Source organism: Neotabrizicola sp. VNH66 (assembly GCF_049445895.1).
In the GTDB taxonomy this organism is placed as follows: domain Bacteria; phylum Pseudomonadota; class Alphaproteobacteria; order Rhodobacterales; family Rhodobacteraceae; genus Pseudogemmobacter.
Genome location: NZ_JBMSDW010000012.1, coordinates 1 through 22401, shown reverse-complemented (window position 1 = coordinate 22401; position 22401 = coordinate 1). Strand labels below are relative to the sequence as shown.

Annotated in this window: 20 protein-coding genes; 18 read left to right on the top strand and 2 right to left on the bottom strand. The window is 67.6% G+C overall.

Annotation, left to right across the window (positions count from 1 at the left end; all coding sequences use genetic code 11):
* Window positions 1-69: 69 nt before the first annotated feature.
* The 17 genes from ACO2Q5_RS16200 (at window position 70) to ACO2Q5_RS16120 (ending at window position 19439) form a co-directional block, all read left to right on the top strand.
* The gene (locus ACO2Q5_RS16200; RefSeq protein WP_423292922.1) at window positions 70-1233 is read left to right on the top strand and encodes an acyl-CoA dehydrogenase family protein; all 1164 of its coding nucleotides are present in this window, start codon (window positions 70-72) and stop codon (window positions 1231-1233) included.
* On the top strand, window positions 1230-3344 hold the full coding sequence (locus tag ACO2Q5_RS16195) for an acetate--CoA ligase family protein (protein ID WP_423292920.1): 2115 nt from the start codon (window positions 1230-1232) through the stop codon (window positions 3342-3344). Before ACO2Q5_RS16200 ends, ACO2Q5_RS16195 begins: the two co-directional genes overlap by 4 nt.
* 64 nt (window positions 3345-3408) lie before the next feature.
* Window positions 3409-3879 (top strand): tripartite tricarboxylate transporter TctB family protein, encoded by a 471-nt coding sequence (locus tag ACO2Q5_RS16190; protein WP_423292918.1) that lies wholly within the window; start codon window positions 3409-3411, stop codon window positions 3877-3879.
* Window positions 3880-3883: 4 nt separating this feature from the next.
* Entirely contained in the window at window positions 3884-5380 is a 1497-nt protein-coding gene (locus tag ACO2Q5_RS16185; protein WP_423292916.1) for a tripartite tricarboxylate transporter permease, read from the top strand.
* 77 nt (window positions 5381-5457) lie between these two features.
* On the top strand, window positions 5458-6258 hold the full coding sequence (locus ACO2Q5_RS16180; protein WP_423292914.1) for an alpha/beta fold hydrolase: 801 nt from the start codon (window positions 5458-5460) through the stop codon (window positions 6256-6258).
* 142 nt (window positions 6259-6400) lie between these two features.
* Window positions 6401-6787, top strand: a complete 387-nt coding sequence (locus tag ACO2Q5_RS16175; RefSeq protein WP_423292912.1) for a Zn-ribbon domain-containing OB-fold protein — start codon at window positions 6401-6403, stop codon at window positions 6785-6787.
* On the top strand, window positions 6784-7941 hold the full coding sequence (locus tag ACO2Q5_RS16170; protein WP_423292910.1) for an acetyl-CoA acetyltransferase: 1158 nt from the start codon (window positions 6784-6786) through the stop codon (window positions 7939-7941). Before ACO2Q5_RS16175 ends, ACO2Q5_RS16170 begins: the two co-directional genes overlap by 4 nt.
* 16 nt (window positions 7942-7957) lie before the next feature.
* Complete coding sequence (locus ACO2Q5_RS16165; protein WP_423292908.1) at window positions 7958-8881, top strand: SDR family oxidoreductase; 924 nt, start codon at window positions 7958-7960, stop codon at window positions 8879-8881.
* A gap of 16 nt (window positions 8882-8897) precedes the next feature.
* The gene (locus ACO2Q5_RS16160) at window positions 8898-9797 is read left to right on the top strand and encodes a MaoC/PaaZ C-terminal domain-containing protein (RefSeq protein ID WP_423292906.1); all 900 of its coding nucleotides are present in this window, start codon (window positions 8898-8900) and stop codon (window positions 9795-9797) included.
* A complete protein-coding gene (locus ACO2Q5_RS16155; RefSeq protein ID WP_423292904.1) occupies window positions 9794-10798 on the top strand; it encodes an NAD(P)H-dependent flavin oxidoreductase in 1005 nt (334 codons plus the stop codon). Before ACO2Q5_RS16160 ends, ACO2Q5_RS16155 begins: the two co-directional genes overlap by 4 nt.
* Window positions 10798-11571, top strand: coding sequence for an enoyl-CoA hydratase/isomerase family protein (locus ACO2Q5_RS16150; protein ID WP_423292902.1), 774 nt, complete (start codon window positions 10798-10800; stop codon window positions 11569-11571). Before ACO2Q5_RS16155 ends, ACO2Q5_RS16150 begins: the two co-directional genes overlap by 1 nt.
* A gap of 3 nt (window positions 11572-11574) precedes the next feature.
* The gene (locus ACO2Q5_RS16145; RefSeq protein WP_423292900.1) at window positions 11575-12729 is read left to right on the top strand and encodes an acyl-CoA dehydrogenase family protein; all 1155 of its coding nucleotides are present in this window, start codon (window positions 11575-11577) and stop codon (window positions 12727-12729) included.
* Window positions 12726-13850: an acyl-CoA dehydrogenase family protein gene (locus tag ACO2Q5_RS16140; RefSeq protein WP_423292898.1), complete on the top strand. Its 1125-nt coding sequence runs from the start codon at window positions 12726-12728 to the stop codon at window positions 13848-13850. The genes ACO2Q5_RS16145 and ACO2Q5_RS16140 overlap by 4 nt, the downstream gene beginning before the upstream one ends.
* A 1-nt stretch (window position 13851) precedes the next feature.
* On the top strand, window positions 13852-15975 hold the full coding sequence (locus tag ACO2Q5_RS16135; RefSeq protein WP_423292896.1) for an acetate--CoA ligase family protein: 2124 nt from the start codon (window positions 13852-13854) through the stop codon (window positions 15973-15975).
* Window positions 15976-16069: 94 nt separating this feature from the next.
* Window positions 16070-16906 carry an alpha/beta fold hydrolase gene (locus ACO2Q5_RS16130; protein ID WP_423292894.1) on the top strand — a complete coding sequence of 279 codons (837 nt, stop codon included), beginning with the start codon at window positions 16070-16072 and terminating at the stop codon, window positions 16904-16906.
* Between the two features lie 73 nt (window positions 16907-16979).
* Window positions 16980-17930 (top strand): Bug family tripartite tricarboxylate transporter substrate binding protein, encoded by a 951-nt coding sequence (locus tag ACO2Q5_RS16125; RefSeq protein ID WP_423292892.1) that lies wholly within the window; start codon window positions 16980-16982, stop codon window positions 17928-17930.
* A gap of 81 nt (window positions 17931-18011) precedes the next feature.
* Window positions 18012-19439, top strand: coding sequence for an MFS transporter (locus ACO2Q5_RS16120; protein ID WP_423292890.1), 1428 nt, complete (start codon window positions 18012-18014; stop codon window positions 19437-19439).
* A gap of 21 nt (window positions 19440-19460) precedes the next feature.
* Here ACO2Q5_RS16120 and ACO2Q5_RS16115 read toward each other — a convergent pair whose 3' ends face one another.
* Window positions 19461-20366: an AraC family transcriptional regulator gene (locus ACO2Q5_RS16115; RefSeq protein ID WP_423292888.1), complete on the bottom strand. Its 906-nt coding sequence runs from the start codon at window positions 20364-20366 to the stop codon at window positions 19461-19463.
* A 95-nt stretch (window positions 20367-20461) separates the two neighbouring features.
* Here ACO2Q5_RS16115 and ACO2Q5_RS16110 point away from each other — a divergent pair, with 95 nt between their 5' ends.
* Window positions 20462-21199: an SDR family oxidoreductase gene (locus ACO2Q5_RS16110; RefSeq protein ID WP_423292886.1), complete on the top strand. Its 738-nt coding sequence runs from the start codon at window positions 20462-20464 to the stop codon at window positions 21197-21199.
* Window positions 21200-21238: 39 nt separating this feature from the next.
* Here the strand turns inward: ACO2Q5_RS16110 and ACO2Q5_RS16105 are convergent, their stop codons facing one another.
* Window positions 21239-22162 (bottom strand): LysR substrate-binding domain-containing protein, encoded by a 924-nt coding sequence (locus ACO2Q5_RS16105; RefSeq protein WP_423292884.1) that lies wholly within the window; start codon window positions 22160-22162, stop codon window positions 21239-21241.
* Window positions 22163-22401 lie beyond the last annotated feature (239 nt).

The following is a 22401-nucleotide window of genomic DNA, read 5'->3' as shown; positions in this document are numbered from 1 at the left end:
GCATCGTTATCTTTGGTTCCGGCTTCGGTCAAAGTGAGATTGATCGACGGAGGGGGCCTTAGTCAGCACATGGATTTCAAACTCACGCAGGAGCAGCAGCTCTTCTTCGATTCTGTGCGCCGCTTTGCCGTGGCCGAGCTGGCCGAGGGCGCCGCGCAGCGGGCTGCGGCCCGGGAATATCCGTGGGATGTGGCGCAGCAGTTCGCCCGGATGGGCCTTCTGGGCATCACCTTCCCCGAGGCGGACGGCGGGGCCGGCGGCTCTCTGGTCGATGCGGTTCTGGCCATCCGTGCCGTGGCCGAGGTCTGCCCCCGGTCGGGCGATGTGATCCAGGCCTGCAACTTCGGTCCGATCCGCACTTTCGTGGAATATGCGACACCGGACCAGAAAGAGCGGTTCCTACCCGGCCTGCTGGCCGGCAAGGCGCTGATCTCTCTGGGCATGTCAGAGCCGGATGCCGGATCCGCGGTCACCGAGCTTACCAGCGCGCTGACCCCGGATGGCGACGGATTCCGGCTGACCGGGTCGAAAATCTTCGGCACCAACAGTGTCGAGGCCGGGGTTTATCTGGTCTATGCCCGCTTCGGGCCGGGAACGGGCGGCATCGGCTCGGTCCTGGTGGAACGCGGGATGGAGGGGTTCACCATCGGCCGCCCGTCCGAGTTCATGAACGGCGAGTCGTGGTCGCCGCTCTATTTCGACAACGTGTTCATCCCGAAGGCGAATGTCCTGCTGGGTGCGGGCGGGTTCAAGAAGCAGATCGCCGGGTTCAACGTCGAACGTCTGGGCAACTCGGCGCGGGCGGTGGCGGTGGGGCGGCATGCCTTCAACCTTGCGCGCGACCATGCGCTGGTGCGGCGCCAGTTCGGCCGCCCGCTGGCCGAATTCCAGGGCCTGCAGTGGAAATTCGCCGATATGGAGCTGAAGCTGACCGCGGCCGAACTGCTGCTGATGCGCGCTGCGGTGAATGCGGCCGATGCGGGCGGGCTGCCCTCGGCGCAGGATACCGCGCTGGCCAAGCTGGCCTGCAACGAAGCCGGGTTCTTTGCCGCGAATGAGGCGGTGCAGATTCTGGGCGGCCTTGGCTTCTCCGAGGAAAGCACCGCGCAATACTGCCTGCGGCGCACCCGCGGCTGGATGATCGCCGGTGGCTCGCTGGAAATCCTGCGCAACCGCATTGCCGAGGGCATCTTCGACCGCCGCTTCGACCAGCGCGGGGGCGCAAGGTCGTGACAGGGTTTACCGATGCCGAACTGCGGCAGGCGCTGATCGCGCCGCAAAGCGTGGCCTTGGTGGGCGTGTCGGGCACGCCGGGCAAGCTGACCGCGCGACCCTTGGAGTTCCTGCAGGCCAACGGCTGGCAGGGGCGGATTTGCCCGGTCAACCCCACGCGTCATGAGATTGGTGGGCTGAAGGCGTGGAAGCGCGTCTCGGACATCCCGGGCGGGGTGGATCACGCCTATCTGCTGCTGAATGCCGAACCCGCCATCGAGGCGCTGGAGGATTGCGCAAAGGCCGGGGTCAAGGTCGTCTCGGTTCTGGCCGATGGCTTTGCCGAGGCGGGCGAGGAGGGCCGGGCGCGGCAGGCGCGGCTGATGGAGATTGCGGATCGCGCGGGCATCCTGCTGATCGGGCCGAATTCCACCGGGGTTGTGGCCACCGCCACGGGCTTTGTCTGCACCACCAACGCGGCCTTCCGCGCAGAAGGTATGCGCAAGGGACGGCTGGCCGTCCTGTCGCAAAGCGGCAGCGTGATCGGCACCATGCTGTCGCGCGGCGCGGCCGATGGCGTGGGTTTTTCGGCGCTGATCTCCACCGGGAACGAGGCGGGCGCGGGCGTGGGGCGGCTGGGGCAGCTTCTGCTGGACGATCCGGGCACCGATGGCTTCATCCTGTTTCTGGAAACCATCCGCGACCGCGACGCGCTGGCCGAATTCGCCCGCGGCGCGCAAGCCCGCGGCAAGCCGGTCGTGGCCTATATGATCGGCCGCAGTGAAGAGGGACAGGCCTTGTCCGTCTCGCACACCGGGGCGCTGACCGGCGCGGCGCGGTCGGTCTCGGCCTTCCTGACCTCGGTCGGCATCTGCGAGGTCGAGATGTTCGAATCGCTGATCCCCGTGGCCGCCACCCTGTCGCGTGTGGCGCGGCAGGCGGAGCGGCCGCGGGCGGTGACGGTGGTGTCCACCACGGGTGGCGGCGGGGCGATGGTGGTGGACCAGCTGGCGCTGCGCGGCGTGCCCATTGCCGGGCTGTCCGCTGTATCCCGCGACCGCCTGTCGGCGCAGGGCATTCCGCTGGGCCATGGCAAGCTGGTGGATGTGACGCTGGCAGGCACCCGCTATGCGGCGATGAAAGATGTCGTCCGCACCCTTACGGCCGATCCGGAAACCGGGCTTCTGCTGGTGGTCATCGGATCGTCGGCGCAGTTCAACCCCGAGCTTTCGGTGGCACCCATCGTCGATGCCCATGCCGAGGCGGCACCGGGCGCGGCACCGGTCTTGGCCTTTCCACTGCCGCATGCGCCCGAAAGCCTGTCGATGCTGGAGGCAGGCGGCGTCCCCGCCTTCCGCAGTGTCGGCCCCTGTGCCGAGGCGATTGCGGCTTTGTTCCGCGATCCGCCTGCCCCGGCAGTCGACACCGATCTGCCCACAGAGACGCAGGCCCGCATCGCCGCCTTGCCCGAAGGCCCGCAGGATGAGGCGACTTCGGCGGCGGTGCTGGCCACGCTTGGCCTGCAAGGCCCTGCCGCGGTGGTTCTGTCCGCGGAGGGCACGCTTCCGGCCGATCACGGCTTGCGCTGGCCCGTGGTGGTCAAGCTCATCTCGCCCGACCTGCCGCACAAGACCGAAGCCGGGGCGATCCGGGTGGGCGTAACCGACCCCGCCGCGCTGGCCGAGGCGATCGCCGCGATGAAGCAATCTGCCGCCGCCTACCGGCCCGGCTACCGGCTGACCGGCATTCTGGTGCAGGAAATGCGCCGCGGTCTGGGCGAGGTGCTGGTGGGCCTGACCCGCGATCCGGTGGCCGGGCCGATGGTCACGCTGGCCATGGGCGGGATCATGACCGAAATCTACCGCGACAGCGCGGTGCGCCCGGCGCCGGTCGATCCGGCCACCGCACGGGACATGATCGCCGAGGTCAGGGGCATGGCGCTGTTCTCAGGCTACCGCAACCGCCCGCGCGGCGATCTGGACGCGCTGGCACAGGCGGTGGCCGATCTGTCGCGGCTGGCCCTTGCGCCAGAGATTGCCGAGGCCGAGGTCAATCCGCTGCTGATCCTGCCCGAGGGAGAGGGCGTGATCATGCTGGACGCATTGCTGAACGTGGCCGTCCCCGGGGCGTGATCCGCGCTCTGCCGCCGCTGCGGCAGCGCCGGGACCGGGAACGGAAAAGGGGGGAGGGGAAACAATGATCATCAGGGATATGCGCGATGTCATCGGCGGCGGGCTACTGGTCTGCACCGGCATCGCCGCCGGGGCCGCGGCCATCGGCTATGGCATCGGCACGCCCAGCCAGACGGAGCCGGGGTTCTTTCCGCTGCTCCTGTCGGGTCTTCTGACGCTAAGCGGCGGTGGCATCCTGTGGGGCGGCTTTGATCGCACCGGCACCGCCACGCCCGAACCGCCCCTGCGGCCAAGCCTTTGGCACCTGTGGTGTCTGGTGGTGATCGCCTCGGGCTTTGTCCTCTTCGGCCTTCTTCTGCCGGTGGCGGGGCTGTTCCTGACCTGTCTCGTGTCGATCACGGCCATCGGGGCGGGGTCGCGGCTGCTGTCCCCGCTGGCCGCGCTGGCGACCTCGGCGGTGCTGGCCGCCATCGCGGTGGTGCTGTTCCGCTATCTGCTGGACCTTCAGGTTCCGGCCTGGCCTTGGGGAGGCTGAGATCATGTGGGACAACATCCTGATGGGCTTCAGCCATGCCGGGACGCTGGTCAATCTGGGCTATGCGCTGGCCGGTGCGCTTCTGGGCACGCTGATCGGCGTGCTGCCCGGGCTGGGGCCACTGGCCACCATCGCCATCCTCCTGCCCTTCACCTATGGGCTGGAGCCGTTGTCCGCGCTGATCATGCTGGCGGGCATCTACTACGGATCGGCCTATGGCGGATCGACCACCGCCATTCTGATGAGCCTGCCGGGAGAGACCGCCTCGACCGTCACCGTATTGGACGGCTACCAGATGGCACGGAAGGGCCGGGCGGGGGTGGCGATTGCCACCGCGGCCATCGGCTCTTTCTTCGCGGGGACCGTGGGCACGCTGCTGATCGCGGCCTTTGCCGCCCCGCTGACCAAGGTGGCGCTTGGCTTCGGTCCGAAGGATTACTTTGCGCTGATGACGCTGGGACTGGTGGGGGCGGTCTCGCTGGCCTCGGGGTCAATGCTGAAATCGGTGTCCATGGTGCTCTTGGGTCTGCTTCTGGGGCTGGCGGGGACGGATTCCAACACCGGCATGCTGCGCTATACGTTCGGGCTGATGCCGCTGTGGGACGGGATCGACTTCATCGTTCTGGCCGTGGGTCTGTTCGCCTTCGGCGAAATCTTCTCGACCCTTGCGGGCGGCACCACACCGGATGCGAAATCCAGTCCGATCAACCGGCTTTGGCCCGGGCGCGAGGATTTCCGGCGCATGGCGGCCCCCATCCTGCGCGGCACCGGCATCGGCGCCATCCTGGGCGTGCTGCCGGGGGCGGGAATCTCGATGTCCTCCTTCATCTCCTACAGCGTGGAAAAGCGGGTCTCGCGCCACCCGGGGGAATTCGGCAAGGGCGCCATCGAAGGGGTGGCCGGGCCGGAATCCGCCAACAATGCCGCGGCGCAGACCGCCTTCATCCCGACGCTGACGCTGGGCATTCCCGGCAGCCCGGTCATGGCGCTGATCCTTGGGGCGCTGATGATCCACAACATCCAGCCCGGGCCGAATGTCATCACCTCACGGCCCGAACTGTTCTGGGGCTTGATCGCCAGCATGTGGATCGGCAACCTGATGCTGATCCTGCTGAACCTGCCCTTGGTGGGGATCTGGGTCAAACTCCTCAGCGTGCCCTACCGGCTGCTGTTCCCCGGCATCGTGATGTTCAGCTGCATCGGCGTCTATGCCTCGGGCTTCGCCTCGTTCGACCTCTATCTGACCGCGGTCTTCGGGGTGATCGGCGTGGTGCTGAAGCTGTTGCGCTTCGAACCGGCGCCGCTGGTTCTGGGCTTTGTCCTTGGTCCGATGCTGGAAGAGAACTTCAACCGGGCGCTGGTCCTGTCGGATGGTTCTTTGCTGACCTTCATCGACAGTGCGGTGCCGGCGGTGATGCTGGGTCTGGCGGTGGTGCTGGTGGTGCTGATGCTGCTGCCCAAGGCGCGTGCCAACCGCGACGACATGTTCGCGGACGAGTGACGCCTGCGACAGGAAAACGACGGGCGGGCGTGGCACGGGCCGCGCCCGTTCCTGTCTGCGGGGAAAGGATTCATCCGATGCGCGCGATCGTGCGGTTCACCGGGCCGGAGCGGCCCTGGCTTCTTCTGGTGCATGGCATGCTGACCAATGCCCGCCACTGGCAGCCCAATCTGGCCGCGCTGGCCCCGCGGTTCAATCTGGTCCGGATCGACCTGCCCGGGCATGGCACCAGCCCGCCGCCCGCCGATCCCGGCGCGCTCACGCTGGCGGCTCTGCTGGACGGGATCGAGGCTTTGCGGGCGCATCTGGAGATCCCGCGCTGGTTTGTCTGTGGGCAAAGCTTCGGGGCCGGGCTGACCCTGCACTATGCCCGCCGCCATCCTGACCGGGTGATCGCGCAGGCCTTCACCAATGCCCGCGTGATCCTGCGCGCTGCCGACAATCCGGAGGAGGCCGCCGCCCGTGCGCGCCGTCTGGATCTTTTGGCGCGCGACGGGGTGGAGGCGCTGCGGCGCGAGGTGTTCCACCCCCGCCACGCCCGCCGCTTTCCCCCCGGCCTGCGCGCGGCTTTGTCCGAGGATGCCGACCGGATCGACCTTGCAACCTATTTCCGCCTGATCGCGCATGTGGGGCCGGAAATCTCGCTGCGCCATCTGCCGGATTCGGCGCCGGCGGTGCCGACGCTGCTGATCAACGGGCGGCATGAGCGTGCCTTCCAGCCTGACCGCGCCGCGCTGGCCGCACTATGGCCAAATCTGGTTGTCGCCGATCTGGACGGCGGCCATTCGGTCAATATCGAGAATCCGGACAGGTTTTCCGCCGCGCTGACCGGATTTTTTGCTCGGGCGGCGGCGCCCGTCACGCGGCACATCCTATAACAAAACATTAGGCATGGGTGAGCGGAGCCAAGTTGCGCCTTTGCCTCAAACCCCTATTCTCGGGGGTCAGAGGGAGAGGACAGCGCGACGCAATGGCCATGCCGCTGCGGACCTGTCCACCGGCACGGGCCCGGGGGGGAACATGAACAGCATCGAACGATCGCCGCTGATCCAGTGGCAGGACTATCTGCGCGCGGGCCATCTGGCCTATCAGTTCAGCCCCGACACCGGGCGCGCAGTGTTCTATCCGCGCCTCGTCTGCCCGCATGGCGGAAAGGCGCCGCTGGAATGGCGGGTCAGCGCCGGGCTCGGGACGGTCTATTCCATCTCTCGCGTGCATCCGGTGAAGGGCGATCCCTATCCGGTGGCGCTGATCGACCTTGATGAAGGCTTTCGCATGATGTCCACCGTCGATGGCGCCACAGGAGAGCCGGAAGAGATCGGCCGCCGGGTCCGGGTGACCCTGCGCCCCGCCGCCGCCGAAGGCGCGGCACCGCTGCCGGTGTTCATCTGGGAGGGCGCAGCATGAGGGCGGCCCCCCTGCGCGGCGGCAGCGCGATTGTCGGCGTGGCCGAAAGCGACCTTGGCACCGTGGCCCCGGGCACCAGCCCGCTGGATCTGATGGCGCAGGCGGTGACTGCCGCGCTGGAGGATTGCGGCCTGTCGCTGGCCGAGGTGGACGGCGTTTTCTGCGCGGCCAGCCAGCTGCGGATGCCCACGCTGTCGCTGTGTGAATACATGGGGTTGCAGCCGAAATACTTCGATTCCAGCTTCATCGGCGGGGCATCGTTCCAAAGCCTTGCCGCCCATGCCGCGCTGGCGCTGGAGGCCGGGCTCTGCAATGTCGCGGTCATCGCCTACGGATCGACGCAGCGCAGTGCGCGGGGCAGTTTCACCCCGCAGCGCGACATGAACGAATACGATGCGCCCTATGCGCCGCGGCTGCCGGTGACCGGCTATGCCATGGCGGCGGCCCGGCACATGCATCTTTACGGCACCACCCGCAGCGATCTGGCCGATATCGCGCTGGCCGCGCGGGGCTGGGCGCAGCTGAACCCCAAGGCCTTCGACCGCCGCCCGCTGACGCGCGAGGATGTGCTGGCGGCGCCCATGGTCTCGTCGCCTCTGGGGGTCAAGGATTGCTGCCTTGTCACCGATGGCGGGGCCGCTGTCGTGATGGTGCGGGCCGACCGCGCCGCCAGCCTGCGCAAGGCGCCGGTCTATCTTCTGGGCACGGGGGAGGCACAGCAGCACCATTCCATCAGCCAGATGCCCGACCTGACCGTCACCGGCGCCGCCCAATCCGGCGCGCAGGCCTATGCCATGGCCGGGCTGACAGCCGCGGAGATTGACCTGGTGCAGGTCTATGACGCCTTCACCATCACCACGCTTCTGTTCCTGGAAGACCTCGGCTTCTGCCCGAAGGGTGAGGGCGGGCGCTTCGTGCAGGATGGCGGCATCGCCCCCGGCGGGCGGCTGGCCGTGAACACCTCGGGCGGGGGGCTGTCCTACTGCCACCCCGGCATGTTCGGCCTGTTCACCATGGTCGAGGCCACCCGGCAATTGCGGGGCGAGGCCGGGGACCGGCAGGTCGCCCGCCACGACACTGCCATCGCCCATGGGAACGGCGGCGTTCTGGCCGGACAGGCCACGCTGATCCTTGGCACGCAATCCACACTCTGACGAAACGGACCCAGACATGACCGCCCAGCTTCTGAAAGACAAAGTCATCCTCGTCACCGGCGCGGGCCGCGGGGTCGGCCGCGAGATCGCGCTTTGCGCCGCCCGAAACGGGGCCAAAGTCGTGGTGAACGATCTGGGCGCCTCGCTGACCGGCGAAGGCACCGATGCCTCACCCGCGCGGGAAGTGGTGGACCTGATCGTGGCCGAAGGCGGAAAGGCCGTCATCAACGGCGATTCCGTGGCCACGGCCGAAGGCGCGCAGGCCATGGTCGGCACCGCTTTGTCGTCCTTTGGCCGGATCGACGGTGCCGTTCACAGCGCAGGCATCCTGCGCGACGTGATCTTCCACCGCATGACTCCCGCCGATTTCGAGGCGGTGCTGCGGGTCCACCTGTTCGGCGCCTTCAACATCAGCCATGCCTGCGCGCCGCATTTCAAGGCGCAGGAGGGCGGGGCCTTCGTCCACATGACCTCCACCTCCGGCCTGATCGGATCGTTCGGGCAGGCGAATTATGCGGCGGCGAAAATGGGCATCGTCGGCCTCAGCCGGGGAATTTCCTTTGATATGGCGCGGTTCAAGGTGCGGTCGAACTGCATCGCGCCGCATGCCTTCAGCCGGATGATCGAAAGCATCCCCGGCAAGACCCCCGAAGAGCAGGAGCGCGAGATGGAGAAACGCCGGACAAAGACCCGTGCCGACCAGATCGCCCCCCTGGCGGCGTTCCTCTGCTCGGACGCGGCGGCGGGGATCACCGGCCAGATCTTCGGCGCCCGCGGGAACGAGGTCTATCTCTACAACCAGCCGCGTCCCATCCGCACCATGCACCGCGACGATGGCTGGACGGTCGATGCCCTGGCCGAACGGCTCCCAAATGCCTGGGCATCGGCCTTCACCCCGGCCGAGCGGACCAAGGATGTGATCGGCTGGGATCCTATCTGAACAGGGAGGGCGGGCGATGCCGCTGAATGTCGATGCGCTGGAAGGCTGGCGGTTCCCGTCGCTGTCCCAGAGCTATACCGAAACCGACAGCCTGCTTTACGCCGTGTCCCTGGGCTTTGGCCAGGACCCGCTGTCCGCTCAGGACCTGCCCTTCGTCTTTGAAAAGGGGCTGAAGGCGGTGCCCACCATGGCGACGATCCTGTGCCATCCGGGCCGCTGGACCGCCGCGCCCGAACTGGGCGTCACGCTGGCCAAGGTGGTGCATGGCGAACAGCGGGTCTTCCTGCACCGCCCGCTGGCGCCCGAGGGACGGCTGGTTGCCCGGGCCCGCGTCGCCGCGGTCGAGGACAAGGGCGAGAAGGGGGCAGTGATCCATGCCGCGCGGACGATGTTCGATGCGGAGACCGGCGCGCCGGTGGCTTCGGTCCTGCATTCCACCTTCTGCCGGGCGGATGGCGGCTTTGGCCGCAGCTTCGGCCCTGTGCCGGACGCCACCCCCTGCCCCGACCGCGCCCCCGATGCCGAGGTCGATGTGGTCACCCGCCCCGAGCAGGCGCTGATCTACCGGCTGAACAATGACCGCAACCCGCTGCATGCCGATCCGGCCTATGCGGCCAAGGCGGGGTTCGACCGGCCGATCCTGCACGGGCTGTGCACTTACGGGCTGGCAGTGCGGGCGCTGCTGCCCACGGCCGCGGGGGGCGATGTCGCGGCCATCCGCTCGGTCGAATGCCGGTTCTCGCGCCCGGTCTTTCCGGGGGAAACCGTGCGGTTCCAGATCTGGACCGGGCCGGACCGCGCCCATTTCCGCGCCCGGGTCGAGGCGCGGAATGTCACCGTGCTTGACGCGGGGCGCGCGCTTCTGGGCGATGGCCACGCCGCACCCGATTATGCCGTGCTGGAGGAAACCGCATGACCCTGCCCCTGCCGTTCCGCGGCCGCCTGCGCCTGCCGGTCATCGCCTCGCCCATGTTCCTTGTCTCGGGGCATGAACTGGTCATCGCCCAGTGCAAGGCGGGGATCGTCGGTTCTTTCCCCTCGCTGAATGCGCGCCCGGAAAGCGAGCTTCAGGTCTGGCTGGACATCATTGCCGAAGGGCTGGCCGCGCATGATGCCGCCCATCCCGACACGCCCGCCGCACCCTTTGCGGTGAACCTGATCTCGAACAAGTCGAACCGGCGGTTCGACCATGACGCGCAGGTCTGCGTGGACAACAAGGTGCCGCTCCTTCTGACCTCGCTGTCGCCGCCGGGCGATCTGGTGCAGGCCGCGCATGGCTATGGCGGGCTGGTGTTCCATGACGTAACCACGGTCCGCCATGCCGAAAAGGCGCTGGAACAGGGGGTGGACGGGCTGATCCTTGTCTGCAACGGCGCGGGCGGGCATGCGGGGACGGCCAATCCCTTTGCCTTCGTCGCCGAGGTGCGGCGGTTCTGGTCCGGCCCGCTTGTGCTGGCCGGGGCCATCGGCACCGGCGCGGGCGTCCATGCCGCACTGAGCCTTGGGGCCGATATGGTCTATATGGGCAGCCGCTTCATCGCCGCCGAAGAAAGCCGCGCGCCGCAGGATTACCGCGACATGGTGGTGAACTCGGCACTGAAGGATGTGGTCTATACCCCGTTCTTCAGCGGCCTGCCCGCCAATTACCTGCGACCCAGCATCGTGGCCGCCGGGCTGGACCCCGAAGAGGTGGCCAATGCCAGCCGCGACAAGGACCGTTACAAGGCGGGCGGGCGCTCCGAAGCCAAGGCCTGGAGCGACATCCGCGGCGCCGGGCAGGGCATCGGCCTGATCCGCACGGTGCAGCCGGTCTCTGCCATTGTCGACGAACTGGCGGCGGAGTTCCGCGCTGCCGAAGACGCTTTTGACCGTGCACGGGCCGACCGTGCCACCGTGCTGCGAAAGGATCACCCGTGATGGGCATTCGTCTGGAAAAGATCGACGGCATCGGCCGCATCACGCTGGACAAGCCGGGCCGCAAGAATGCGCTGACGCCCGAAGAACGCTACGAACTGGCCGGGATGCTGCACGACCTGCGGTTTGACCCCGAGGTCCGCGTCATCCTGCTGCGCGGCGAGGGCGGCGATTTCTGCGCCGGGGCCGATGTGTCGCAGATGGGCAAGGACACCCAAAGCAGCGCCCGCGCCCGGATGCAGCGCGGTGTGGCCGGTGTGGCGCGCGAAATGGCCGCGCTGGAGAAACCCGTCGTCTGCGCCGTGCGCGGTGTGGCGGTGGGCTTCGGCTGGTCCCTGGCACTCGCCTCGGATGTTGTCATCGCCTCGGACACGGCGCGGTTCTCGATGATCTTTTCAAAGCGCGGGCTGGCCCCGGATGGCGGGGCGGTGCATTTCCTGATCCGCCATATCGGCCAGCTGCGGGCCAAGGAACTGGCGTTTTCCGCGCGCATCCTTGGCGCGGCCGAGGCGCTGGAGATGGGGCTGGTCAGCCGCGTCGTTCCCGATGACCGGATCGAGGAGGAGGCCGAGGCCTATTGCCGCCATCTGCTGACGCTGCCCACGCTGGCGCTTGGCATGACGCGGCACCTGTTCGAGGTGGCGACCTCGACCGATCTGGACACCTATCTGGATGTCGAAGCCTATACCCAGTCCTTCCTGAACCAGAGCGAGGATTACAAGGAGGCGATCAAAGCCTTCATGGAAAAGCGCCCCGGCGTCTATCACGGCCGCTGACCCATGCCGAACCCCGACTGGAACCTGATGCCGGAGCCGGAGTTCCGGCAGGCGTTGCGGCAGGTTATCGACAGCGATTGCCCGCCCGCGCTGCGGCATTATCCACACCGCTACCCCGCCTCGGTCACGATGCCGTGGTATCAGGCGCTGCACCGGCGCAACATGATCGCCCCCGGCTGGCCGGTGGATTATGGCGGCATGGGCCTGCGGCCCGACCGGCATCTGATCTTTATCGAGGAGATGGAGGCCGCCGGAACCCCTTGGCTGCATGATGCCGGGGTGCGCAACCTTGGTCCCGCGATCATCGCCTGGGGCACGGAGGCGCAGAAGGCGCGCTATCTGCCCGCGATGCATGCGGGAGAGCATATCTGGTGTCAGGGCTATTCCGAACCCGCCGCCGGATCGGACCTTGCCAGCCTGCAATGCGACGGCCGGGTCGAGGGCGACCGCCTGATCATCACCGGCCAGAAGATCTGGACCACCTCGGCCCATGTGGCGACGCATATGTTCGGGCTGATCCGCACCGCACGCGGCGGGGCAAAGCAGGAGGGCATCAGCTTTGTCCTGATCGACATGGCGCTGCCCGGCATCACCGTGCGCCCCATCGAAAACCTCTCGGGCCATCCTGATTTCTGCGAGGTGTTCTTCGATGCCGTCTCCGTTCCGCTGGACTGCATTCTGGGAGAGCGGGACAAGGGCTGGGCCGTGGCGCGGTCCTTGCTGGGGTTCGAACGGATCTGGGCCGGATCGCCGCGGCGCGCGCTGAAGGTGCTGATCGCGCTGCGGCGCGAGGCGGCGGCGCGGGGCCTGCTGGCCGACAGCCTGTGGCGCGACCGGCTGGCTCAGGCGATTTTCGACACGCAGGATGCGCAGGATATGTACGCGGGTTTCGCCGATCTGGTCCGCACCGACGGCAAGGTGGGCACGGAAATATCCGCACTGAAGATCTGGTCCACCAGCGTGTTCCAGACCGTCTCGGAACTTTTGCTGGAGATGACCGGCACCGATGCGGCGATGCTGGGCGAAGGGGCCGCGGATCTGCTGGCACCCTATTGGGAAAGCCGGGCACCGACGATCTTCGCCGGCACGAATGAGGTTCACCGCAACATCCTGGCCCGGCAGGTGCTGAACCTGCCCGCGGCGGAGCGTCGGACATGAGCCGTCTGGACCCAGAGACCGCAGCCATGCTGCGTGACGCCGTGGCCCGCCATGCGGAACGCCATGGCGATGGCCCGGCGATCCGGGCCGCGCGGGACAGCACGACCGGCCCGCAGGCGGCGGATGCGACCACGATGGCGGAACAGGGCTGGCTGGCGCTGGCCCTGCCAGAGGCGGCGGGCGGCATGGGTCTTGGCCTTTCCGCCGCCGCGCTGGTGGCCGAGGGGCTGGCCGGGTGCTTTACCGCCGATCCGTTCCCCGCGCTGTTTCTGGCCGGGCGCTGCCTTGCCTTGGCCGGGGGCGACACCGCCTTGTGCGAGGGGCTGGCCGGGGGGACCTTACCTCTGGCGCTGGCCTGGCAAGAGGGGGCGGAGGATTTCGCCCACCCGCAGCCGCGGGACATGCGGTGGGCAGGCGGGCGGCTGACCGGAACCAAGGGCTGGATCGCTGGGGCCCCGGGGGCGCGGCAGATGCTGGTCACCGCGCAGGATGACGGGCAGACCGTGCTGGCAATGATCGCCGTGGATGCGCCGGGCGTCACGCTGACCTTCGACCGCCGCGCCGATGGCGCGCCCCTTGGCCGGTTGCGGCTGGACGGGACCGAAGCCGTCCCCCTTGCCGCCGGGCCGCAGGCCGCCGCCGCGCTGCGCCGGGCGCTGGATGAAACCTCGGTCCTGATCGGGGCCGAGCTGATGGGCCATATCGACCGGATGATGGATCTGACGCTGGAGCATCTGAAGACCCGCCGCCAGTTCGGCCAGCCCATCGGCGCCTTTCAGGCGCTGCAGCACCGCGCCGCCGACATGTTCGTGCGGCAAAGGCTGGCGCGGGCGGTGCTGACCGCCGGTCTGGAACGGCTGGATGCGCTGCCGGATGACCCCGTGGCTTTCGGCATGCAGGCGGCCCGGCTGCGCGCGCGGTTGAACGACACCGCGCTGTGGGTGATGCGCGAAAGCATCCAGCTGTTCGGTGCCATGGGCATCACCGAGGAAAACGACCTGAGCCTGCATGTGAAACGCTGCCTCGCCCTGACCGGATGGCTGGGCAACAGCACCGCGCAGCGCCGCTATTTCATGGATCTGGCCGCGCCCGCCGGGCAGTGGGCCGAAGGGAGGATTTAAGATGGACGTGAAGACCGACAGCACGGGGCTGGATGCCCTGTTCCGCCCCGAAAGCATTGCGGTGATCGGCGCCTCGGATGACCCGCGCAAGATCGGCGGGCGGCCGATCCGCTACATGATCGCCTCGGGCTCGGCGGTGAAGGTCTATCCCGTCAACCCGACCCGGGCCGAGGTTCAGGGGCTGCGCGCCTATCCCACCGCCGCGGCGATCCCGGACCGGGTGGATCAGGCGATCATCGCCGTGCCCGCCCGTCAGGCCGAGGCGGCGGTAGCCGATGCCTGCGCCGCGGGGGTGCGGTCGATCGTGATGTTCAGCGCGGGCTTTGCCGAAGCGGGCGAAGAAGGTGCCGCCGCACAGGCGCGGATGCTGAAGATGATCCGCGAGTCCGGCGCGCGCCTGCTGGGCCCGAATGCCATGGGGTCGTTCAATACGGCGGATCGGGTGTTCTCGACCTTCTCCACCGCGATGGACCGCGGCACCCCCGCCGTGGGCCGGGTGGGCATGGTCAGCCAAAGCGGGGCCGTCGGCTCTTATCTGCAGAATCTTGTCATCAGCCGCGGCATGGCGATTTCCAAATTCGTCGCCACCGGGAACGAGGCTGATGTTCAGGCCGCCGAATGTCTGGAATGGATGGCGCAGGACCCCGATACCGATGTGCTGATGCTCTATATGGAGGGCTGCCGCAACGGTCCGGCGCTGATCCGGGCTTTGCGCACCGCGCGGCGGATGAAAAAGCCGGTGGTCGTGTTCAAATCCGGCCGGACCGAGGCGGGACAGACCGTGGCCGCCTCGCATACCGGGGCGCTGGCCGGATCGTTCCAGGTGTTCGAAACCGTGCTGCGCGAGGCGGGGGCGTGGTCCTGCGCCACCCTGACCGAGATGGTGGATGTGACCTATGCCTGCGCCAAGGGCATCCTGCCGCCCGACCGGACGCTGGCCATCGTCACCGTCTCGGGCGGGGTGGGGGTGATGTCCACCGATGCCGCCATGGAAAGCGGGCTGGAGCTGCCCCCCGTCTCGGATGCCACGCTGGCCGCGATCCAGACCGAACTGCCGCTGGCGGTCGGGCTGAACCCGGTGGATACCACGGCCCAGACCGTGGGGGACCGCGCCATGCTGACCCGCGCGGTGGAACGGGTGCTGCGCGACCGGCCCTATGGATCGGCCATGCTGTTCTTTGCCAATGCGGGCCGGAATGCGCGCGACATGGAAATTCTGGCCGAACCCCTGCGCGCGCTGCGGGCCGAGTTTCCGGCGATGCAGCTGGCGCTTTGCGTGCAGACCACCCCGGAGTATCGCCAGCAGCTGGAGGATCTGGGCTATCTGGTCTTTGAAGACCCGGTGTTCTGCGTGAAGGCGCTGGCCGCCGCGGCCAGCCTGTCCGATGTGCGCCGCCAGCCGCTTGTGGTGCCCGAGGTCGGCACCCTGCCCCCCTTCCCGTCCGAAGGTGCACTGGATGAGGCGCGGTCCAAGGAACTCCTGTCCGCGGCGGGTCTGCCCTTTGCCGCCGAACATGTGGCCGCCAGCGCCGACGAGGCCGCAGCCGCAGCCGCAGCCATCGGCGGGCCGGTCGTGCTGAAGGTGCTCTCGGCCGAAATCGCCCACAAATCCGAGGTCGGCGGCGTGGCCCTGAACCTCTCGGGCGAGGCGGCGGTGCGCGCGGCCTTTGCCGAAGTGACCGGGAACGCCGCCCGTGCGATGCCCGGCGCCCATATCCGCGGCGTCACCGTGGCGCCGATGATCACCGGCGGCACCCAGACCATCATTGGCGCCCATTGCGACCCGACCTTCGGCCCGGTGGTGATGTTCGGTCTGGGCGGCATCTATACCGAAGTGCTGAAGGACACGGTGCTGCGCACCGCCCCGGTCAGCCATGACACGGCGCTGGAGATGATCCGCGCGATCCGCAGCTTTGCGGTGCTGGACGGCGCGCGGGGCCAGCCCAAGGCCGATCTGGAGGCCATTGCCGCAGCCATCGTGCAGGTGTCGCAGTTCATCGCCGCCCGGCCCGATGCCATCGAAAGCGTCGAGATCAACCCGTTCATAGCCCTGCCGCAGGGCGGGCTGGGGGTGGATGCGCTGATCCATCGGCAGGGCGGGGCCGGGGAAGCGGCAATGTCATAACCCAAGCTTGGCGAGGCAGAACCGAAGGTCAGTTGTTCGCTGAACCCCTGCCGGACCTAATCGGAACCGCAAGCTTTCTGGGGAGGAGAAAGGCATGCTGTTACCTGAAGACACGCCCCGCCGCATGGGGCGACGGGGGGTCATGGCCGCAGGCCTTGCGGCGGTGGCGGCCCTGCCCGTCACACTGGCCGCGCCCCACCCTGCCCGCGCGCAATCCGCGGCCGGGGCGGGCCGGACCTTCGTGCTGATCCATGGCGCCTGGCATGGCGGCTGGTGCTGGAAACCCGTGCGCGAACGGCTGGAGGCGCTAGGCCACCGGGTGCTGACGCCCTCGCTGACCGGGCTGGCGGACAGATCGCATCTGATGAGCCGCGACATCGTCCTGCAGACCCATATCGACGACATCGTGAACCTTTACCGCTGGGAAGACCTGTCAGATGTGACCCTTGTGGCGCATTCCTACGGCGGCTGGCCGGTTTCGGGGGCGCTGGATGCGGTGCAAGACCGGACGGCCGCGGTGGTCTTTGTCGATGCCTTCGTGCCCGAGACGGGACAGGCCGGGCGCGACCTGACCTCGCCCCGGATCCGCCAGATCCTGGACGAGTCGCTGGCCAAGGGAGAGGCCGCCCGCCCCGCCCCGGATGCCGCGGTGTTCAAGCTGGCGCGCGCCGAAGATGCCGAATGGGTCAACGCCCGGATGACGCCACAGCCGAACGGCGTGGCCGTGACACCGATCACCCTGACCGGGGGCCGCGAAGCAGTGGCGCGCAAGGTCTATGTGCGCGGCACGCTTTATCCGAACGACTCGTTCGACCGCTATGCCGCGGCCGCGGAGACCGGCCCCGGCTGGACGGCAGCGCGCCTTGATTGCGGTCATCACGTCATGCTCGATCAGCCGGATGCGCTGACAGAGATCATCCTGTCCGCCTAAGGCCGCGGATCATCCATCATCCCGCCAGCAGCCCGGACGACGGCAGCGGCGGCAACACCGGGAGACCCCTCAGATGAAAACACTTTTCCGCACCTTTGCAATGGCCTGCGCCCTTGCGGTGGCGGGCACGGCCCAGGCCGACATCGCCTCGCAATCCAAGATCGAGATCGTGGTGCCGTTCAACCCCGGCGGATCGACCGATCCCTTCGTCCGCTATCTGGCGGATGCGCTGCAGCAGAAGCTGGGCAAGCCGGTGATCGTGGTGAACAAGCCCGGCGCCGGCGGCGTGGTCGGCACGGCCGAAGTGGCGCGCGGCCCCGGCGACGGATCGGTGCTGCTGTTCTCCAGCTCGTCCTTCCTGACGGCACCTGCGGCCAATGCCAATGCGGGCTATGATCCGATCAAGGATTTCAAGGCGATCTCCGTCCTCGGGTTCAACGAATTCATGGTGATCGGCTCGATCTCGGCCGGGATCACCTCGCTTGAAGATCTGTTCGCCAAGGCGCAGGCGGGCGGGGTCGTCATGTCCACGGCGGGCGTCGGCTCATCCACCCATTTCGTGGGAACGATGGTGTCGAACGAGCTGGGGCTGAAGCCGCGCGTCCTGCACATGAAATCCTCGGGCGAGGCCATGCTGGAGGTGATTGCAGGCCGGGCCGATTATTATGTCGGCTCGGTCGGCTCATCGGCCCCCTATCTGACTGACGGACAGGGCGTGGGCATCCTTTATCTGGGCGAGGGCCGCCGGCCCGAATTTCCGGACGTGCCCGCCGCCGCCGAAAAGGGCTATCCCGAGGTGGAGGCGTCGCAATGGTTCGGCTTCTTCGCTCCGGCCGGGGTCAGTGACGAGGATGTCGCGATGCTGAACCGTCTGACCGCGGAAATCATGCTGACCGACAAGGGCAAGGAATTCACCGCCTCGCAGAGCGTTCGGTTCGAGGACTGGGATGCCAAGGCGTTTCAGGACTACATGAACACCGAATATGCCAAGTGGCAGGCTCTGGTCGCGGCCGGTATGGAATAAGCCCCCGCCTTTGTTGCACAAACTGTCCGGGCCGCGCGGCACCTGCGCGGCCCGGCATTCCGTTCCGAAGGCAGGCCCGTCATGACTGAGGTTGAACCGCCCCCACGCCGGGCCGTGTTCTTGCGGGTCTTTCCGCTGATTGCGCTGCCGATCCTGCTGAGCATGGTCGATCAGAGCATCGTCGCCACCGCCCTGCCCGAGATTGCCCGCACGATGGAAGGCGGCAGCGCAGTGGTCTGGGTGATGGTCACCTATCTGATGGCCGCAGCCCTGTCCGCCCCGGTCTTCGGCCGGATCGCCGATGCGAAGGGGCGGCGCGAAATCCTTGTTGTGGCCGTTCTCCTTGCCATGTCGGGCAGCCTGCTGTGTGCCATGTCCCAGAACTTTGCCATGCTGCTGGCCAGCCGTGCGCTGCAGGGGATGGGGGGCGGCGCCATGCATTCGGTGGCCATGGCACTGGTCAACCAAAGCGTTCCCGCCCGGGAAAGGGCCCGCTATCAGGGGTTCATCGCAAGCCTGTCGATCACCGCCAACATGGCCGGGCCGCTGGTCGGCGCCGTGCTCAGCCATCATCTGGGCTGGCGGTCGGTCTTCCTGCTGACACCGCCTTTGGGTCTTGTGGCGATCTATCTGGTGCTGCGCCTGCCGCGCAGCGCGGCGAAAGGACAGCGGTTCCGGTTTGACCTGACGGGCTTTGCATTGCTGGCCGTGACGGTGGTGTCGCTTCTGACCTTCCTGTTCCTGCTGCGTCCGCCGCTCTCTGCCGTGCCGGTGGCCCTGCTGGCCCTGCCCGCGGTGACGGTTCTGGCCGCGGCGGTCTTTGTCCGGACCGAGCGCCGCGCGGCAGCGCCGCTGGTCCCCCCGGCGTTGCTGGTTCATCCCGCCCTGTGGCGGGCCAATCTGCTGGCCCTGTGTCAGGGCGCGCAGGTCGGTGCGCTGATCGCATTCGTGCCGCTGTATTTCAGCACCGCCCGCGGGGTGGCGCAGCAGGATCTGGGCTGGGCCATCCTGCCCATGACCATCGGCCTTGGCCTGGGCGCCACGATCTGGGGTCAGGTGGTCGGGCGCAGCGGCCGCACTGCCGCCATCACCATGACCGGCATGGTGCAGACGGCGGCGTTGCTGGCGGGGCTGACCCTTCTGTCGGGTGGTCTGGGCAACGGGACCGTCTCGGTCCTGCTGGGGGCGGTGTCCTTCGGCATCGGCAGCATCATGGTCGTCGTGCAGGTCACCGTCTCGGCCACCGCGGGCGAGGGCTTTCTGGGCATCGGTGCCGGTCTGGTGAACCTTTGCCGCAACATCGGTGCCGCGCTTGGCACCGCGCTGGCCGGCGTGGCGCTGTCGATTGCGCTGGACCGACTGGCCGGTCCCGGTCAGGCCGGTGCACTGGCGGCATATGAACCAGCCATCATATCGCGCGCCTTCGCCGTCGTCTTCGCAACGGTCTGCGGCTTTTCCGTTCTGGCCTTCGCACTGGCCGCCACGCTGCCGATGCGGCGGATTTCATGATGCAGCCGGGGCCGGGCGCGTCTATCCCTCTCCCGCCGCGCCCCTCATGAACCGTCCCGGCGGCTGGCCGGTGTGGCGGCTGAACGCCGTGCTGAAGGTGCTGGCCGAGCCATAGCCGACGCGCGCGGCCACCGCCTCCAGCGCAATGCCGCCGCGGCGCATCAGATCCCGGGCAACGGCCATCCGCCATGCGGTCAGATATTCCATCGGCCGCGTCCCGACGAGCCGGGTGAACCGCTCGAAAAAGGCGGAACGCGACATGCCCGCCTCGCCTGCCAGATCGGGGATGGTCCAGGGATGCGCGATGTCACGATGCAGGCCGCGCAGCGCCGCTGCGATGCGCGGATCGGCCAGCCCGCGCAGCAGGCCCGGTTGCGCGGTTTGCGCCGGTGCGGCACGCAAAGCCTCGATCAGCAGGATCTCGACCAGTCTTTCAAGGATCAGCTGGCTGCCCGCCTCGTCCCGCGCGGCCTCGTCCCCCAGCATGAGGACAAGCTGGGTCAGCCGGGGAATGCCGCGGATGTGGATCATTCGGGGCAGCAGCGTCACCAGCAGGGCGGCATCGGGCATGCCGAAGGCGAACCAGCCGCCGACCTGCCGCATCTCATCCGGGCCGGTCTGGCGGCCATACCGCACCTCATGCTGCGGCGGCGCGGAACTGGCGGCGATCCGCTGCACAGGCCCGGGCGTCAGGCTGGAGATGCTGAAGGTCGGCGTGGCGGGCAGCAGCACGAAATCGCCTGTCTCGATCACCACCGGATCTTCGCCCTCGACCGCAAGACGGCAGCTGCCCAGCGTCATCGCCGCAAAAGCGGGGCGGCCGAAATCGGCATATTGCACCGCCCAGGTCCCGGCACCGCTGATCCCTTTCGAGAAGACGGCCTGCGGGCGCAACAATTCGATAACCTGGGTAAGGGGGTCGGACATTCAGGACTATCGCAAACCTATTCCGGATCATGGATTGATGATCGTCCTGATCATGCGCGTTACATCCGTCCTGTCAACCAGAACAGGAAAACGCCATGAACACCGTCCTCATCACCGGAACCTCTTCGGGCTACGGCCTTGAAACCGCCCGTCACTTCCACAGCAAAGGCTGGCGCGTCATCGCCACCATGCGGACCCCGCGCGCCGGGCTGCTGCCCGAAGGCACCGAGGTGCTGGCGCTGGATGTCACCGACCCGGCCAGCATCGTCGCCGCCATCGACGCCGCAGGCCCCATCGACGCGCTGGTCAACAATGCGGGCATCGGCCTTGTCGGCGCCTTCGAGGCCGCCCCTATGGATTACATCCGCAAGATATTCGACACCAACACCTTTGGCACAATGGCGATGGTGCAGGCGGTGATCCCGCAGATGCGGGCGCGCCGCGCGGGGGTTATCGTCAACGTCACCTCCAGCGTGACGCTGACCTCGATGCCACTGGCCGCCGCCTATACCGCCAGCAAGCAGGCCATCACCGGCTTCACCGGATCGCTGGCCCATGAGATGGCAGCCTTCGGCCTACGGGTGAAGCTGGTCGAGCCCGGCTATGCCCCGACCACGCGCTTCTCTCAGAACATCGACTTTGCCATCGAGGACATGATCCCCGCGCCTTACGCCGATTTCGCCCGGCCCATCTTTGCCGCTTTCGCCAATCCGCCGCTGGTCACGCAGGAACGCGATGTGGCCGAGGCGGTCTGGCAGGCGGTGACCGACGGAACGGATCAGTTGCACTATCCGGCAGGTCCGGATGCCGTGGCACTGGCCCGGGCCGGATGAACGGTCAGCAATCCAGCAGTGACCGGCGGACGGCCCGGGTCAGGAGACCCCTGCCGCATCCGCCGGTTCCCGGACGTGCCGGGCCGCAGAGGCGATTTCGACGAACCGGCGTTCGGCCTGCGCAATCGTATGTTTGCGGAACACCATATTCAGCGGAACGTGGAAGGTCGTGTCGCTGTGCAAGGGCCGGAAAACCACATCGGGGTTCTGGAACGCCGACAGGGCTTTGGGCAGGATCGTCAGCCCGAACCCGCCCGCCACCATATGGATGGCCGAAAGGATGCGCGGGGTTTCGTCAGTAACACGCGGCACAAAGCCCTGCTGAAGGCAGGCCTTCTCCAGCTGGTTCCAGATGCCGGATGCATTGACCTGCCGGAACCGCACAAAATTCTCTTCCGCAAGATCGGCCAGATGGATCTGTTCGGCCGCGGACAGCGGATGCCCCGCAGGCAGGGCCACAAGCACGGGTTCCATATCGACACAGATGGACTGCAGATCCGTGTAGGATTCGGTATCGGCCCGGACGAAGGCCACGTCCAGCCCCTCCTGCTCGACCGCGATCAGCAGATCGTGGTTGGCGCCCTCTTCCACCTTCATGGTGACCAGCGGAAATGCCTCGCGGTAGTTGCGGATGATCCGCAGCGTGCGCTGATGGATCGAGGCCGAGCTGGTCATGCCGATCCGCAGCGTGCCTTCCTTGCCCAGATCGAATTCCCGCACCCGCTGCATCGCATCCTTGGCGGCGGCAATGACCTTGCGCGCCTCACCCAGAAACAGCTTGCCCGCAGCATTCAGCTTCACGCTGCGGGGGCTGCGCAGGAACAGCGTCACGCCAAGTTCCTGTTCCAGCGCCTGAATTTGCTGGCTTAGCGGCGGCTGCTGGATACCAAGGCGCTGCGCGGCCCGGGTGATATTCTCCTCTTCCGCGACCGCCACGAAATATCTCAGATGCCGAAGCTCCATGCCGCGCGCCCCTCTCCCGACGTTCGAGCATATCTGTTACCTTACAGAAACGCCGATTACAGGATTAGCATATATGCAGCGGATGCCCACGCAAGGGAAACCTTGGATCAGGGGACGTTGTTGCACTTATCGGTGATGCGGATTCACGTCGTGAATCCTGAGCGTTAGATTCGGTCCATGCCGAAGCCTTCCTCTGCCCGCTACCGCACGACGAACTGGCCCGCCTACAATGCGGCCCT

Bases quoted from the DNA above. Each gene is read 5' to 3' on its own strand.
- ACO2Q5_RS16200 (WP_423292922.1), top strand. From the start codon at position 70: ATGGATTTCAAACTCACGCAGGAGCAGCAGCTCTTCTTCGATTCTGTG.
- ACO2Q5_RS16190 (WP_423292918.1), top strand. From the start codon at position 3,409: ATGATCATCAGGGATATGCGCGATGTCATCGGCGGCGGGCTACTGGTC.
- ACO2Q5_RS16185 (WP_423292916.1), top strand. From the start codon at position 3,884: ATGTGGGACAACATCCTGATGGGCTTCAGCCATGCCGGGACGCTGGTC.
- ACO2Q5_RS16180 (WP_423292914.1), top strand. From the start codon at position 5,458: ATGCGCGCGATCGTGCGGTTCACCGGGCCGGAGCGGCCCTGGCTTCTT.
- ACO2Q5_RS16175 (WP_423292912.1), top strand. From the start codon at position 6,401: ATGAACAGCATCGAACGATCGCCGCTGATCCAGTGGCAGGACTATCTG.
- ACO2Q5_RS16170 (WP_423292910.1), top strand. From the start codon at position 6,784: ATGAGGGCGGCCCCCCTGCGCGGCGGCAGCGCGATTGTCGGCGTGGCC.
- ACO2Q5_RS16165 (WP_423292908.1), top strand. From the start codon at position 7,958: ATGACCGCCCAGCTTCTGAAAGACAAAGTCATCCTCGTCACCGGCGCG.
- ACO2Q5_RS16160 (WP_423292906.1), top strand. From the start codon at position 8,898: ATGCCGCTGAATGTCGATGCGCTGGAAGGCTGGCGGTTCCCGTCGCTG.
- ACO2Q5_RS16155 (WP_423292904.1), top strand. From the start codon at position 9,794: ATGACCCTGCCCCTGCCGTTCCGCGGCCGCCTGCGCCTGCCGGTCATC.
- ACO2Q5_RS16150 (WP_423292902.1), top strand. From the start codon at position 10,798: ATGGGCATTCGTCTGGAAAAGATCGACGGCATCGGCCGCATCACGCTG.
- ACO2Q5_RS16145 (WP_423292900.1), top strand. From the start codon at position 11,575: ATGCCGAACCCCGACTGGAACCTGATGCCGGAGCCGGAGTTCCGGCAG.
- ACO2Q5_RS16140 (WP_423292898.1), top strand. From the start codon at position 12,726: ATGAGCCGTCTGGACCCAGAGACCGCAGCCATGCTGCGTGACGCCGTG.
- ACO2Q5_RS16135 (WP_423292896.1), top strand. From the start codon at position 13,852: ATGGACGTGAAGACCGACAGCACGGGGCTGGATGCCCTGTTCCGCCCC.
- ACO2Q5_RS16130 (WP_423292894.1), top strand. From the start codon at position 16,070: ATGCTGTTACCTGAAGACACGCCCCGCCGCATGGGGCGACGGGGGGTC.
- ACO2Q5_RS16125 (WP_423292892.1), top strand. From the start codon at position 16,980: ATGAAAACACTTTTCCGCACCTTTGCAATGGCCTGCGCCCTTGCGGTG.
- ACO2Q5_RS16120 (WP_423292890.1), top strand. From the start codon at position 18,012: ATGACTGAGGTTGAACCGCCCCCACGCCGGGCCGTGTTCTTGCGGGTC.
- ACO2Q5_RS16115 (WP_423292888.1), bottom strand. From the start codon at position 20,366: ATGTCCGACCCCCTTACCCAGGTTATCGAATTGTTGCGCCCGCAGGCC.
- ACO2Q5_RS16110 (WP_423292886.1), top strand. From the start codon at position 20,462: ATGAACACCGTCCTCATCACCGGAACCTCTTCGGGCTACGGCCTTGAA.
- ACO2Q5_RS16105 (WP_423292884.1), bottom strand. From the start codon at position 22,162: ATGGAGCTTCGGCATCTGAGATATTTCGTGGCGGTCGCGGAAGAGGAG.